This is a genomic window from Emticicia fontis, assembly GCF_054779675.1.
Genome location: NZ_BAAGXU010000001.1, coordinates 174468 through 187965, shown reverse-complemented (window position 1 = coordinate 187965; position 13498 = coordinate 174468). Strand labels below are relative to the sequence as shown.

Here is a 13498-nt window from a genome sequence, read left to right as displayed (position 1 = left end):
TCTAAAAAGATGGATGAGGAGAATAAATGAATGAAACCTACTTAGAAAGCCGTAAATTTGTAAAGTACTCTAATGAATATAGGAATCATGAAAAGAATCGCTATAGTGGGTTGTGGCGGTGCTGGTAAATCTACATTAGCACGTCAATTAGGGGAAATTCTGCATTTGCCTGTGATTCATCTGGATAAAGAATTCTGGCAACCGGGTTGGAAAATGCGTTCTCGTGAAGAGGAATACCAGATAGTAGAAAATCTGGTAAATCAAACCAAGTGGGTGATTGATGGAAATTATCAAAGTAGCCTCTCAACCCGTTTTGAAGCAGCTGATACAATTATTTTTCTTGATTTTTCGACCCTGTTATGTTTACAGCGAGTGATAAAAAGATTCTTCAAATACCGGGGTACTACCAGGCCAGATATGACTGAGGGCTGCCCTGAAAAACTAGATTGGGAATTTATCTTCTGGATTATCGGTTATCGGAAATCTTATCGCCCGATAGTTTTAGAGAAAATAGCTCAATATGCAGCTAGTCGCAAAGTGCTGATATTTCAAAGGCCTGCACAAGTCAAACGCTTTCTGGCTGATTTAGAAAAAAATAGCCCTTTTTAGCAACTTTTCTCACCAATAATCATCTAATGTCAATAAGTAAGATTGGTATTTTATTAATTGACGCGCCTTCATTGAAATGATGAAAAAAGCTCAACCTTAATAATCACCACTTATCCAATCCTAATGCCGTTTGTATAAAATGCAGCAATAACAAGGTACTATGTATAACAATGTATCTTTTATTGCCTTATATTTGTAATAGAAATTATGAATTATAAACCGTTAATTTTTATAAAATTATGAAAAAGCTATTTAACTTAGTCTTGATTACTGTCTTGTCAGCAGGTATTTTTTCTTCATGCAGAAACAGAGGAGATATTTCAATCTCACATAGTGAGTCTAAAGATTTTTATAAATTTGCAGCTCATTTTCCTGAAGACAGAACCAAAGAAGTACAGCGCTATCTGGATGATAAACTGGAAAATGGTGGAGATTTTTCTTTCGAAAATTCAAGAATCGACGGTACTATTGCCTTAGATAACCAAATGAATTTCTACATCAAAATGTATCCGGGCAATTTGAAAATAGAAATGAACAAATCGAAGAATACTTACGAAAACTATGCCCGTATGAGAAAAATGGGTGAAGAAATGGGTAAAGTACTGACGAATAATTAAAACCAACGATGGTTGAGATTTTTGATAATATTCATAAGATATATCAGTACCAGTCTCCCTGCGGAGAGCTGGCAGACTATATCGAATTTTTCTCGGAATCTTCTCCACAAGCTACGCGTGTACATATTGCCAATGAACATTTCAATGTCAGGCTTTTTCCGAGCTGGACGCCTACTTTCTGGTTTAATTTAGGTTCTCCCTATCAGTTATTAATTAATGATAACCAATATTTGGTTCAGCCGGATGAAGATGTGCTGCTTTTAAGGAACGCTATTGTTGAGCGATACAACCTGCCAACCGACCATATCTTCACCGTTAAGTTTTCACCCGGAGGTTTTGAATCTGTTTTTGGCATTAAACAAAGTGCCTTAGGAGATAAGCTTGTTAATCTGGCTACACTTCTACCTGCTCAACTGATTCAGGAAATCAAAAGGGTAGATAATTTTGAAGAGCGGGTGATTCTATTGCAGAATTTCTTTCTTAGCCGATTTAAAAAGCAAGCAAATCAAGAGCATTATTTCAGAACTGTCCAGAAAGCTATTGAAACCTACCATATCAGCAATATGGAGTATAATAGCAGCGAAGTAGCCAGAGAGGTATTTGCTACCAACAAAACCATTTACCGCTATTTTAATCAGGTAATAGGCACAACGCCAAAGAATTATTTCTCCAATATAAGGGTTCGTACTGCCTTGCAGAATTATGTAGCTGCTCAATCAGACTTTAGTCCTTATGATTTTGGCTATTATGATATGAGCCATTTTTATAAAGATGTAGTAAAATTTACCGGACGAAAATTAATTGATAACCTGGCTTAGATTGTCCATTTTTTACTAAGTTTTGCCTATGAAAGCCTATAGATTTGCTGAAAAAACAGTAATATTCATGAAAAAGCTTTCAATCATCACTTTAGTAATCCTTTCGGTAAGTGTCGCATTTGCACAGAAGAAACCTGCTTATACCCCAAAAATAGAGTCCTGTCCTTGTACCTTCAAGGCCGATAGCAGCCTGAAAACGGTGTGCGGTTATCTGATTGTCCCTGAAAACAGAAATAAACCAACGGGAAAGACAATCAAATTACCTTTTGCCATTGCTGAAAGCAATAATCCAAATAAAAAGAAAGACCCTGTGCTTTTTACTGGCGGTGGTCCGGGCAGTAGTTCATTAGGTTTTGTTCAGTCAGCACATCATCGTTCTCTGATTAAAGACCGCGACCTGATTTCATTTGAACAAAGAGGTACTCAATTTGCCGTACCGAATCTGGATTGCAATGAAATAGGTAAGGCCTTAAAGAAAGCATTTCAATATAATCTGCCTAAAGACAGTATGATCTTGGTAGGAGTCAAGCAATGCAGGGCAAAAATAATCGCACAAGGCATAGATTTAACAGGTTATAATACCGTTGAAAGTGCGGCTGATATAGAAGATTTACGCAGAGCCTTGAAAATTGATTCGTTAAACCTGTTTGGGATTTCTTATAGTGGTGGACTCATGCCAACAGTTCTTAAAAATTATCCTGATGGCATCCGATCTTTGATTTTAGATTCTCCACTACCAGAATTTGTTAATATTGATGAAGAGGAACTAGCCAATTTTAACGAGGCTTTAAACACAGTTCTGACTAAATATGAAGCCGATACAATAGCAAGATTGCCCTATGGAAAATTGAAGGATAGATTCAAGCAATATTTTACGGCTATCACAGGTAAAGACTTTACTATTAAATATTTACCTAAAGATGCCAAAGATAGCCTGACTATCCACTATTCTCAAAGTGAGTTGATTGGGTATCTGGAAGGTACGCTTTTTGATTTCGGACGTTTAAAAGAAATACCTTTTATGGTTTCAGAAATGATACAAGGGCATCATCAGGTATATATGAAAGAGTTTCTGGATGGTATTTTTAGTGGTGGTGGGCCATCAGGTATGCGTTTATCAGTCTATTGTTCGGATAAAATGGCGTTTGCACGCGATGTGATTATCAAGCAACAATATCAGTTGTACCCTTATATGAAAGGAGCCAATTACTATGTCAATGATGTATATCGAAGTATGTGCGATTGTTGGAAAGTACCCGCTATTGCTGCTGAAACTAAAATGCCTTTTTACACTAAAGTGCCCGTGCTTTTAGGAGCTGGAGATACAGACCCTGCTACTCGTCCTGTTTATAATGATATGCTTTATCATTTTATGCCCAATAGTCAGCGGGTATTGTTTAAGGGGCGTTCACATGGGCCATTAATCAGAAGAGAAGGGGATAGTTTTATTCAGCAGTTTCTGAATAATCCTCATAAAAAAGTAGTTTCTACCGATAAGGATATTATTGTGTATTAAAAGTCAGGCATTTGTATGAGGAAGTACAAATGCCTGGTTTATTTATCATTATTTCAAATGCATCTTCCCAAAATACTCAGGTCTATGAAAGGCAGGTGTTTTGCCGCTCATAGTTGGGCTCCAGCACAAGAAATTACATTCCTTTGGGTTACATTTCCAATCTTTATTAGTATGCGATTTCAGTGAAACAATGCGATAGAAATTGACACGATAATCTTTGGTTTGTTCCGGGCCAATCAATGTTAAAGGTATTTGCAGCGTGCCACTCCAGGTTTCGCCATTGGTGTGTACCATATGTTTAATACCGGCATTTTCGTAGCTAATCATGTCTGCTGAATTTCCGCCGCCATGTCCTTTGGTTGGATTATGGATTTTGCCGATCCATAAGACATTATTCGGATTTATTTCAAGCTCTAAATACCTGTCAGGTACTGCTGTGCCCTCGGCTATAAATACCTCAAATACTTCCTGGTTATACATTTCAGTATTATGAACCGTATAGGTATTCTCATTCCAGTATGGGTTTTGTCTGCATTCAAAATCAACATATAGATATCCTTCATCATATTTCAGTTTTACCAGCGTTTCTTGCGGAGCCTGAAGGCCATCGGTTGAATGTCTGAAATATTTCTGATCGAGTGATTTCCATTCATTTTTTGAAAGGGCAATCGAATAGTCTGATAATGGCATAAGAAAGAACAGGATATAAGGATACAGGAAATATAGCATTGTAAAAGAGTGAGGTGGATAAATAAAAACGTCAGAATCTTTAAAGGATTCTGACGCATATTAATGACTAAAATCAGGCGATTATCATATTATGATAGACGTTTTGCACGTCGTCGTCTTCTTCCAGTTTTTCTATCAGTTTTTCAACGTCTGCGGCTTCTGTTTCCGAGATAGTTTTCATATCAGTCGGAATTCTCTCGAAATCAGCTTGCAATAACTCAAAACCTTTTTCTTCCAGAAACTTCTGAATCGCTCCAAAAGCTGTAAACTCACCATAGATATTGATTTGATTGGTTTCTTCGTCTAAGAAAACTTCTTCTGCACCAAAATCAATTAGTTCAAATTCTAATTCTTCAACATCTATCTTATCTGTCTTCGCAATTTTAAACACAGATTTTCTGTCGAAGATAAAATCTAACATTCCCATTGTACCCAGGCTACCTCCGCATTTTGAGAAATAGCTGCGGATATTGGCTACCGAGCGATTGGTGTTATCGGTAGTACACTCAACCAATATAGCAATACCGTGTTGTGCGTATCCTTCATATACCATCTCTTTGTAGTCTTCCTGATCTTTTGAAGAAGCTCGCTTGATCGCGTTTTCTACGTTTGCTTTAGGCATATTAGCTGCCTTCGCATTCTGGATAATGGCTCTCAGGCGAGAGTTACTGTTCGGGTCTGGCCCTGCTGATTTTACAGCAATTGCTATATCTTTACCAATACGGGTAAATGTTTTGGCCATTTGCCCCCAACGCTTCATTTTACGAGCTTTTCTAAATTCAAACGCTCTTCCCATATATAATTATAATTTCTAGTATTAATAATTATCCTCCTTGCTTTACTCTAAAAGCAAGGAGGAGTTTCAGCGTGCGAAATTAGAAAAATTTCGATTAAAAATCCACTTATTTCTCTCTATATGGCAAATGTTTAGCCACTTGTGCTATCAATTGGCTCGACATATGGTGCGGGGTATCCAGACGGCTGCTTGGGCGTTGAGATAAATTGGTTTTCCACAATAGCTCTCCACTTGCCGCATCGAATAAATTAACGTTGGTTGATACGCCGTCATTTCCATTATAGCTAGGCATCATCGAATAGCGGTTCTGACGTGTAATTGTTACACCTAGTTGCCCCCAGATAACTGCATCAACGCCTAATAAACGCGCAAGATGCCCTTTATCCTGCTGGCCGATGTCTTCTAATCTGATACCACTTTCGGTCAGTATCTTGTTGGTTTTAGAAAAATCCTGAAAAGCCAATTCATATTTGCCTTTTTCTACCTGTTTGGCGGCATAGGCAAACAATTCTTTCTGCGTATCTAAGCTCGCTTCACGTTCCTGCTGGCTGAAAAACTTCTGGGCACGGGCATCTGGTTTACGGTTGGCAGGGTTATCAAACTGCACATCAAAAGGCAGAATAGCCACTTTCTGGTGGGTATTCCTTACTTTAGCAAAATTGTCGGACAAGAAATCTCTTGAAGCAGAACAGGCCGATAAGACCGCTGCCAGAAGGACTATCGCAATGTAATTTCTATTTGATTGTTTAGCGCTCATTTTATTATTGTTTTACCGAGTATTTAACGAAATTTGAGAAAATTTCTTTTGTATTGTATCACGATTTTTCAAATCGTGGCTTTATTTTAGATACATTTATTTACGAAAAGATTAAAAGCTTAATTCTCTTTTAATTTCAGATAAACAAGTTATTAAAATTCATGAGGCATTTTGCAATTGGTATCATCTGGCGCGTGGGTATTCTGAGTATAATCCTTATGGGATTGGTTTATTTTTTTCTCCAGGGCCAATGGTCTGCCGTCGGCTTGTTTAGTATTTTAGTGGCACTCATTTTCTTCTGGATATTTACTTATACTACCTCTATCAATCGTAAATTAGCTCGTTTTTTTGAATCGGTGCGTTATTCAGATTTTACAGTAAAGTTTCGTTCAGATAATAAATTAGGTAAGAGCTTTGAAGAGGTAAATCAGCAATTCAATGGGGTATTAGAGGCTTTCCGACAAGCGCGCGCCGAGAAAGAAGCTAACCTCCATTATATCAATACTATTGTACAACATGTGAACGTGGGGCTACTGTCTTACGACACCTCTGGGAATATCGAATTAATCAATAATGCCGCTTTTCGTATACTTAATATCTATCGCCTGCGGAATATCAATGAATTGGCTAAGACCAACCATTCAGGTCTATTTGATATTCTGAATGATATTTCTTCGGGTAGCAAAGCACTCTATCAGACTTCTAACGAAAAGCAGATATCTATCAATGCCGCTACGGTAAGCTTGAGAGGACGTGTTATTAAGCTTATCTCTTTGCAGAATATTCAATCTGAGTTACAGCAAAAAGAGCTGGAAGCCTGGCAAAATCTGACAAAAGTATTGCGCCATGAAATCATGAACTCGGTAACACCGATTGTTTCATTGGCTAGTACCATGCGTGAAATCATTGAATTAGACCTGGCAGAAAAAGATGATATTCAGGAAACAGTAGCAGATTTAAAAGAAGCCCTCTTTACGATTGAAAACCGGAGCAAGGGTATTATGAACTTTGTGAATGCTTACCGGGAGTTTACAAGTATCCCTAAACCTAAATTTGTAGATACTAATTCAAAAGACCTGATAGCACAGGTCTTGAATCTGGTTCAGCCACAATTGAAAGAAAAACAAGTAGTTTTAAAAACTGACTTCAAAGAAGATTTTGAGTTGGTGGCAGATACAGAGCAGATAGAAATGGTATTAATCAATATTATCAAGAATGCGGTAGAATCAGTAGAAAACCGATTGAATCCACAGATTCGAATCAGGACATTTGAGCTAGATGAGCAGAGAATCATTGAGATTGCAGATAATGGAAGCGGTATTGAGCCAGAAGCTTTAGAGAAAATATTTATCCCATTCTACACTACCAAGAAAACAGGTTCCGGTATTGGATTGAGCCTTTCCAGACAGATTATGCAGATGCATGGCGGAAATCTGAAGGTATCGTCGAAAGTAGGGGAAGGTAGTAAGTTTTTGATTATATTTTAGGAGATGATTACATTTTTCAGTAGCGACGTAATTCATTATGTGTGAATATCAGAATAATTATCTAGTCTTTTCAAACTTTGCGCTAAAATACATTAGCTGGAAAGGTTAGGCCCTTGGAGACGTATTGCAATACAAAAACAGCCCATAATCTACGATTACGGGCTGTTTTCAGTATAAATCTATAGCAAATTATGCTTCTGTTTCTTCGCTTGCTTCTGCTGCGGCAACCGGAGTTTCATCTTCGATTGGTAAAACAGGTGTTTCCTCTGCAACCGCTTTAGCTTTAGGAGCTGCTTCGTCTACTGCACGTTTTGCATCTTCTTCTTCTTGAAGAGCAGCGTTATCTTTATCCATTTTACGCTCCATGATACCTTCTTCGATTGCTTTTCCTAATGCAAGGGTTACTAAAGCAACTGATTTGTAAGCATCATCATTAGCTGGGATTGGGTACTCAACTGCCTCTGGATTTGAGTTAGTATCACACATAGCGATTACCGGGATACCTAATCTATGTGCTTCAGCTACTGCTAAGTGTTCACGTTTTACGTCAACAACGAAAAGAGCCGCTGGAAGTCTTGATAAATCAGCTACACCACCTAATAATCTTTCTAATTTGATACGGTCACGATCAAGCATCAAGCGTTCGCGTTTTGCCATATTGCCCGCAGTTGATTCGTCTTTCAACATACGCTCAATATTTTGCAATTTTTTCAAAGATTTCTTGATAGTTGCAAAGTTTGTCAACATACCACCTAACCAACGCTCAGTAACGAAAGGCATTTTCAAGCGTTTTGCTTCTTCTGCCACGATTTCCTGTGCTTGTTTTTTTGTAGCAACAAACATGATTTTACGACCAGAACGAACAATACCTTTAACTACTTGTTGAGCTTCCTCAATACAAGCTAAAGTTTTGTTAAGGTCGATGATGTGGATACCGTTTTTCTCCATGAAGATATATGGAGCCATTTTCGGATCCCATTTACGGGTAAGGTGACCAAAGTGTACACCTGCATCTAAAAGGTCTTTGTACTCTAATTGTGCCATTTTTGGTAAAATGATAAATTGTTTGAAAAAATTAAACTACGCAGCACAGCACGTCGGCATCACTGTAAGTGCTGTCTGGACAAAAAAGAATTTACGAATTACATATAATTGGTGCCAGCCAACCGGCGCAACAACCAGATGTAATTCGTAAAAAATATTAACGTTTCGAGAATTGGAATCTCTTACGAGCTTTACGGCGACCGTATTTCTTACGCTCAACCATACGAGAGTCACGAGTTAAGAAACCTTCTTTTTTCAATGCAGGACGGTTCTCGATGTTTGCTTCACACAATGCACGAGCAATTGCCATACGCACTGCTTCTGCTTGTCCGGCAATACCACCACCTTGTACATTTACTTTAAGATCGTACTGACCAGTTGCATTTACTGCAGTAAATGGTTGGTTCAAAACGATTTGAAGAATCTCAGAAGGAAAATACTCCTTTAATTCACGACCATTCACAGTAACTGCTCCATTTCCCTGTTTCATATAGATACGGGCAACGGCTGTTTTTCTTCTACCTACTGCGTTGATAACTTGCATTATTATATAGGATTTTTGAAAATTTTCTAAAAATTAAAATGTTTGCCCGATTAGTATGACAGTTCAACAGTTTTTGGCGATTGAGCTGCATGTGGGTGATTTGGTCCTTCGTACACATATAGATTAGTGTAAAGACGACGACCTAAACGTCCTTTTGGTAACATACCTTTTACGGCATATTCAACTACACGACGACCATCTTTCGCTAATACCTCACGAGGGGTAGCAAAACGTTGTCCACCTGGGTGGCCTGTATGGCGGATATAAACTTTGTCAGTCATTTTCTTTCCTGTCAAACGGATTTTCTCAGCGTTGATCACAATTACGTTATCACCACAATCCACATGCGGAGTATAGTTTGTTTTGTTTTTACCACGAATGATGTTCGCGATCTGGCTGCACAAACGACCTAAAACTTTGTCGGTAGCGTCAATAACCACCCATTCTTTATTCACGGTTCCGTCGTTAGCGGAAATCGTTTTGTAACTTAAATGTTTCACAATTTTTAAAATTAAATGTGTTTGAAAAAAGCTTGTGTCATTGTCGTTTTAATCATTGCCCCCAAAAGCTTTGACTAACACACCATGACTCTTTTTCGATAATTTTCGAGGTGTTGAAGCAACACTTAGCAACTCCGGAAACAGTTACTTCTCAAAATTAGCAATCCCCCCGAACAAACGGGCTACGCTACGAGGGTGGTATTTTGGGGCTGCAAAATTAGACAATTCTTTAAAAAAAAGCAATTCTTTCTAATTTATTTTCTGCTAAATCGTTGAAAATTAGTTCTTATCGTAATAAGAAGCTAATTTTGTTAGATTTTTAGAGTCATGTTATAACCTCCCATAAACAGCAATGAGATTAAAACAACTTTTAAGCCTTGCCATTTTTCTGGTGCTGCTTCAACCAGCCGTGGCGCAATGGAAACTGAATGATACCAAGCCGGTAGTAATCTGCGATGCCATCAATTTTCAGGATGCCATGCTATATGCAACCGACGAAGAAGCCAATAGTTATTATATATGGACCGATTACAGAACTGATAAGCTTGATCTGTATGTGCAGAAATTTGATAGCAGAGGAGTGCCGCTATGGGAAAAGAATGGCGTAAAAATCGGGAAAATTTTAGATAAGTATGCCGTTATCTATTCTCAAAGGATAATCAGACCTGATGGGCAAGGGGGAGCGTACATCGGCTGGCACTTATTGCCCGATGTTAATAATCTTGAGAAGCGATTGTTTTATGCACAACACGTTGATAAAGAGGGTAAGCCGTTGTGGGGAGAAGAAGGCGTAAAAGTCACAGAAAAAGAATTAACAACCTTGCAACCTTATGATGATATTTTTGATATAGTTGACCTGAAAAATAATCAGTTGCTGGTCTATTTTAATCAATATGATAAGAATACGAGCACTAATACAGTCTTTACAAAGAAACTGAATTACGAAGGACAGACCATAGAAGACGAAAAAGTTCTTTATGCCCATGACCGCATAGAAGACAAAGTTATCTATGATATAAAAAACAGTAGATTTCTTACCCTGCAAAAACATAGTCAATTCGATTATGTGTATCAGACTTTCAAAGCCGACAATACACCAATTATTGCTACACCCAAAGTCATTTATCAGAATCCTGCTTTTGGCAACTCTCGCATAGACCTTTTCAAATTAGATAATGAGGGCAATGCGGTTATTGGTCGTACCTTAGATACAGGAGATGGCAGAAAGTTTGTAATTGCTAATAAAGTAGATGTAGACGGGAACCCATTATGGGGAGAGAATGGCGTGAATATGGGTACTGACCATACCTTTGATTTGCAGATAGTGCCTACTAGCGACGGAGGCGGTATAGCCACCTGGCTTGAAACAGCCAATCCGCAGCAACCTTTTATTATAGCGAAACTGACATCAAATGGCTCTATCCTATGGAAGAATGAAGTGTTTACACCACGTTCAAATAAACCCTATTCTTTACCTAATAAACTGGAATCAGATGGCAAGGATGGAGTCTATACCTTATGGCTTCAGCCTAAAGAGGTGGGCTATGACCTGACAGTGCAACATTTTGATAATAATGGCCAAAAAAGATTCGGGAACGATGGTATCTCTTTTAAAGATTATACTTTTTATGGCGGTGCTCGCCTGGTACCTTATCCAAAAGGGGGTGTGATTGTATTATGGAGTGCAAACAAAGAACAATCTGATGGAATAGGTTATACGGTTGATTTATACACCAATTATATTTCAGAAACAGGGCGTTTTGGCTTCGAAGATTTACCTACTATCAATGTTACTCCGATTGATGCCAATAAATTCTGTGCCGGACAAACTTTCTCGGTTTCGCTTGTAACCAATGGCCCTGCATTCGGTTTAGACAATAATTTTAAGGTGCTTTTATCTGATACTACCGGCAGCTTTGCGAATGCTACCGAAATCGGTATGGATTCCAGAAAGACCATCAATGTAAAAACTCCGCAAGGTCTGGCAAAGGGTACCTATAAAGTAAAGGTTATTTCGACTTCGCCAGTCATTGAAAGCGGTAATACCATAGATGTGATGATAGCCGAAGCAGGGGCTCCTATTATCACAGCAGATAAATTGTCGGCTTGTTTAGGCGAAACCTTTAAGTTGACAGGCTCAGGCTGTGAGGCTGGGGTAATTAAATGGTCAAATAATCAGGAAGGAAAATCTATTTCTCTGGTTCTTGAAAACTCATCTGTTTTTACGGCTGTTTGTAGTGTTCAGGGCTGTGATAATAGTGTGCCTTCTCAGGAAGTTTCTTTGCAAGTCAACAAGGCTACGGCTACTGCCAGCAATGCAGGTCCGTATTTTATAGGTGAGTCTATTAAACTAAGCAGTACAGGTGGAGTAAAATATTCATGGACTGGCCCGGCCTCGTTTACTTCAAATGAGCAGAATCCTACTATCTTGAGTGCGGCCTTAACGATGGGTGGTGTTTATAGTGTAGTGGTGACTGATATTAATAATTGTACAGCCAAGGCAGAAACAACAGTAATGATCAACAATGTGCTGGGTGTAGAAAGGGAAATCAATATCCGTACTTTCCCGAACCCGACAAGCCACGAGGTAATAGTAGAGTTTTATGGACTGGCAAATAATCCGGTGAATATTTCATTAATTGATATGCGGGGTTCGGTGGTAGGTGAAAGAAATATCAAGGCTACTGGTGGTTATCAGCAAGAGGTAATAGATATCCGCTATTTCACCAGAGGCCAATATCTGGTAAAAGTAAACACCTCACAAAGAGAAGCAGTTAAAAAAATTATTATAGAAAACTAGGAAATTGAGTGATTTAGTGAATGAGTGATTTAGTGATTATTTTGAATTTTGATTGTGCGAATTAGCTTAATTGCATTGACTTTTAGGTGAAAATGGACAACCAATAATTAATCACTCAATCACTCATTCACTCAATCGCTCAATAGTAAATCATGGCATTAAAAACGTATTTTCTTCAGGTAAAAGAAGTTGTAGTTGAGACTCCCGATTGTGTAACGATTTATTTCTGGCACCCATTGAGTGAACAGATAAAATATAAAGCAGGGCAATTTATTTCGGTAATAGTGCCAATTGATGGCAAAAAGGTACGTAGAAGTTATTCTATGTCTACTTCGCCGCATACAGATACTTCTATCGGTATTACCGTGAAGCGTGTATTAGGCGGATTAGTTTCTAATTATCTGAATGATAGAGTAAAAGTAGGTGATTTTCTGGAAGTAGTTGAGCCATTGGGCAATTTCTATGTAGAAACAGATGCTGAAAACTCACGCCACCTGGTGCTTTTTGCAGCTGGGAGTGGCATTACACCGATGGTGTCTATCATGAAATCTGTGCTGAAAATGGAACCTAAATCAAGGGTTACTTTGGTATATGGAAACCGTACAGAGGGCAGCATTATTTTTAAAGATAAAATTGAGGAATTGGAGTATACTTACCGCAATCGTTTGACAGTGCATCATATTATTTCCCGCCCGTCCGATTTATGGGTAGGGCAGATTGGCCGCATCAGTCAGGGCATCAGTATTCGTTTCATGAAAGATTCTTATACTGATTTTGCTAAAGACCATTTCTATTTGTGTGGCCCTGAGGGAATGATGGAAGATGTGATAAAAGGATTAAATATCTATAATGTAGATAAAAGCCAGATTCACAGAGAGAATTTCCATGCCCCAATGCTGGATGAAATCCATGTAGAAGAAAATGATAACTCACTCAAAGCCCAAACTGTGAAAATAATCTATGATGGCGATGAGTATGAGTTTGAAGTAAAACCTCACCAGAGCATCCTCGAAGCAGCGCTGGATTTAGACATAGACTTACCTTATTCATGTCAGGCGGGTATGTGTACAGCCTGTATGGGTAAATGTGTAGAAGGTAAGGTGAAAATGGATGAAGAAGAGGGCTTGACCGATAAAGAAATTGCACAGGGGTATATTCTTACCTGTGTAGCTCACCCAATTACGGCAGGTGTTGTGGTTGAAATGGATTAAAAAAAAATTAAAACAATTCTATACGAATATTAGTATTTCAATTCTGATAATACCTTTACAAAAGAGGATG

General features: G+C 38.4%; 13 protein-coding genes. 7 read left to right on the top strand and 6 right to left on the bottom strand.

Going from position 1 to position 13498, the window contains the following annotated elements; all coding sequences use genetic code 11:
* The first annotated feature begins 87 nt into the window (after positions 1-87).
* The 4 genes from ACYVFA_RS00785 to ACYVFA_RS00770 all read left to right on the top strand — a co-directional run bounded on the left by ACYVFA_RS00785 (position 88) and on the right by ACYVFA_RS00770 (position 3560).
* The gene (locus tag ACYVFA_RS00785; RefSeq protein WP_460469874.1) at positions 88-609 is read left to right on the top strand and encodes a DNA topology modulation protein; all 522 of its coding nucleotides are present in this window, start codon (positions 88-90) and stop codon (positions 607-609) included.
* Between the two features lie 239 nt (positions 610-848).
* Positions 849-1226: a hypothetical protein gene (locus ACYVFA_RS00780; RefSeq protein WP_460469873.1), complete on the top strand. Its 378-nt coding sequence runs from the start codon at positions 849-851 to the stop codon at positions 1224-1226.
* 8 nt (positions 1227-1234) lie between these two features.
* Positions 1235-2044 (top strand): AraC family transcriptional regulator, encoded by an 810-nt coding sequence (locus ACYVFA_RS00775; protein WP_460469872.1) that lies wholly within the window; start codon positions 1235-1237, stop codon positions 2042-2044.
* Between the two features lie 67 nt (positions 2045-2111).
* Positions 2112-3560 carry an alpha/beta fold hydrolase gene (locus tag ACYVFA_RS00770; protein ID WP_460469871.1) on the top strand — a complete coding sequence of 483 codons (1449 nt, stop codon included), beginning with the start codon at positions 2112-2114 and terminating at the stop codon, positions 3558-3560.
* A 48-nt stretch (positions 3561-3608) separates the two neighbouring features.
* Here ACYVFA_RS00770 and ACYVFA_RS00765 read toward each other — a convergent pair whose 3' ends face one another.
* The 3 genes from ACYVFA_RS00765 to ACYVFA_RS00755 form a co-directional block, all read right to left on the bottom strand.
* On the bottom strand, positions 3609-4289 hold the full coding sequence (locus ACYVFA_RS00765) for a carbohydrate-binding family 9-like protein (RefSeq protein WP_460469870.1): 681 nt from the start codon (positions 4287-4289) through the stop codon (positions 3609-3611).
* 73 nt (positions 4290-4362) lie between these two features.
* Complete coding sequence (locus ACYVFA_RS00760; protein ID WP_460469869.1) at positions 4363-5085, bottom strand: YebC/PmpR family DNA-binding transcriptional regulator; 723 nt, start codon at positions 5083-5085, stop codon at positions 4363-4365.
* Positions 5086-5191: 106 nt separating this feature from the next.
* Entirely contained in the window at positions 5192-5842 is a 651-nt protein-coding gene (locus ACYVFA_RS00755; RefSeq protein ID WP_460469868.1) for a hypothetical protein, read from the bottom strand.
* 161 nt (positions 5843-6003) lie between these two features.
* On the opposite strand from ACYVFA_RS00755, the gene ACYVFA_RS00750 reads away from it, so the two are divergent.
* On the top strand, positions 6004-7329 hold the full coding sequence (locus tag ACYVFA_RS00750) for a sensor histidine kinase (RefSeq protein WP_460469867.1): 1326 nt from the start codon (positions 6004-6006) through the stop codon (positions 7327-7329).
* Positions 7330-7518: 189 nt separating this feature from the next.
* On the opposite strand, the gene rpsB is transcribed toward ACYVFA_RS00750, so the two are convergent.
* The 3 genes from rpsB to rplM form a co-directional block, all read right to left on the bottom strand.
* Positions 7519-8373, bottom strand: a complete 855-nt coding sequence (gene rpsB / locus ACYVFA_RS00745; RefSeq protein WP_460469866.1) for a small ribosomal subunit protein uS2 — start codon at positions 8371-8373, stop codon at positions 7519-7521.
* A 157-nt stretch (positions 8374-8530) separates the two neighbouring features.
* Positions 8531-8917, bottom strand: a complete 387-nt coding sequence (rpsI, locus tag ACYVFA_RS00740; protein ID WP_460469865.1) for a 30S ribosomal protein S9 — start codon at positions 8915-8917, stop codon at positions 8531-8533.
* A 50-nt stretch (positions 8918-8967) separates the two neighbouring features.
* Positions 8968-9417 carry a large ribosomal subunit protein uL13 gene (gene rplM, locus ACYVFA_RS00735; RefSeq protein ID WP_460469864.1) on the bottom strand — a complete coding sequence of 150 codons (450 nt, stop codon included), beginning with the start codon at positions 9415-9417 and terminating at the stop codon, positions 8968-8970.
* Positions 9418-9769: 352 nt separating this feature from the next.
* On the opposite strand from rplM, the gene ACYVFA_RS00730 reads away from it, so the two are divergent.
* Positions 9770-12217, top strand: coding sequence for a T9SS type A sorting domain-containing protein (locus ACYVFA_RS00730; RefSeq protein ID WP_460469863.1), 2448 nt, complete (start codon positions 9770-9772; stop codon positions 12215-12217).
* A 152-nt stretch (positions 12218-12369) separates the two neighbouring features.
* Positions 12370-13428 carry a 2Fe-2S iron-sulfur cluster-binding protein gene (locus ACYVFA_RS00725; protein WP_460469862.1) on the top strand — a complete coding sequence of 353 codons (1059 nt, stop codon included), beginning with the start codon at positions 12370-12372 and terminating at the stop codon, positions 13426-13428.
* The last annotated feature ends 70 nt before the right edge of the window (positions 13429-13498 follow it).

Excerpts from the sequence above, each read along its gene's own strand:
- ACYVFA_RS00785 (WP_460469874.1), top strand. The coding sequence starts at position 88 with ATGAAAAGAATCGCTATAGTGGGTTGTGGCGGTGCTGGTAAATCTACA.
- ACYVFA_RS00780 (WP_460469873.1), top strand. The coding sequence starts at position 849 with ATGAAAAAGCTATTTAACTTAGTCTTGATTACTGTCTTGTCAGCAGGT.
- ACYVFA_RS00775 (WP_460469872.1), top strand. The coding sequence starts at position 1,235 with ATGGTTGAGATTTTTGATAATATTCATAAGATATATCAGTACCAGTCT.
- ACYVFA_RS00770 (WP_460469871.1), top strand. The coding sequence starts at position 2,112 with ATGAAAAAGCTTTCAATCATCACTTTAGTAATCCTTTCGGTAAGTGTC.
- ACYVFA_RS00765 (WP_460469870.1), bottom strand. The coding sequence starts at position 4,289 with ATGCTATATTTCCTGTATCCTTATATCCTGTTCTTTCTTATGCCATTA.
- ACYVFA_RS00760 (WP_460469869.1), bottom strand. The coding sequence starts at position 5,085 with ATGGGAAGAGCGTTTGAATTTAGAAAAGCTCGTAAAATGAAGCGTTGG.
- ACYVFA_RS00755 (WP_460469868.1), bottom strand. The coding sequence starts at position 5,842 with ATGAGCGCTAAACAATCAAATAGAAATTACATTGCGATAGTCCTTCTG.
- ACYVFA_RS00750 (WP_460469867.1), top strand. The coding sequence starts at position 6,004 with ATGAGGCATTTTGCAATTGGTATCATCTGGCGCGTGGGTATTCTGAGT.
- rpsB (WP_460469866.1), bottom strand. The coding sequence starts at position 8,373 with ATGGCACAATTAGAGTACAAAGACCTTTTAGATGCAGGTGTACACTTT.
- rpsI (WP_460469865.1), bottom strand. The coding sequence starts at position 8,917 with ATGCAAGTTATCAACGCAGTAGGTAGAAGAAAAACAGCCGTTGCCCGT.
- ACYVFA_RS00730 (WP_460469863.1), top strand. The coding sequence starts at position 9,770 with ATGAGATTAAAACAACTTTTAAGCCTTGCCATTTTTCTGGTGCTGCTT.
- ACYVFA_RS00725 (WP_460469862.1), top strand. The coding sequence starts at position 12,370 with ATGGCATTAAAAACGTATTTTCTTCAGGTAAAAGAAGTTGTAGTTGAG.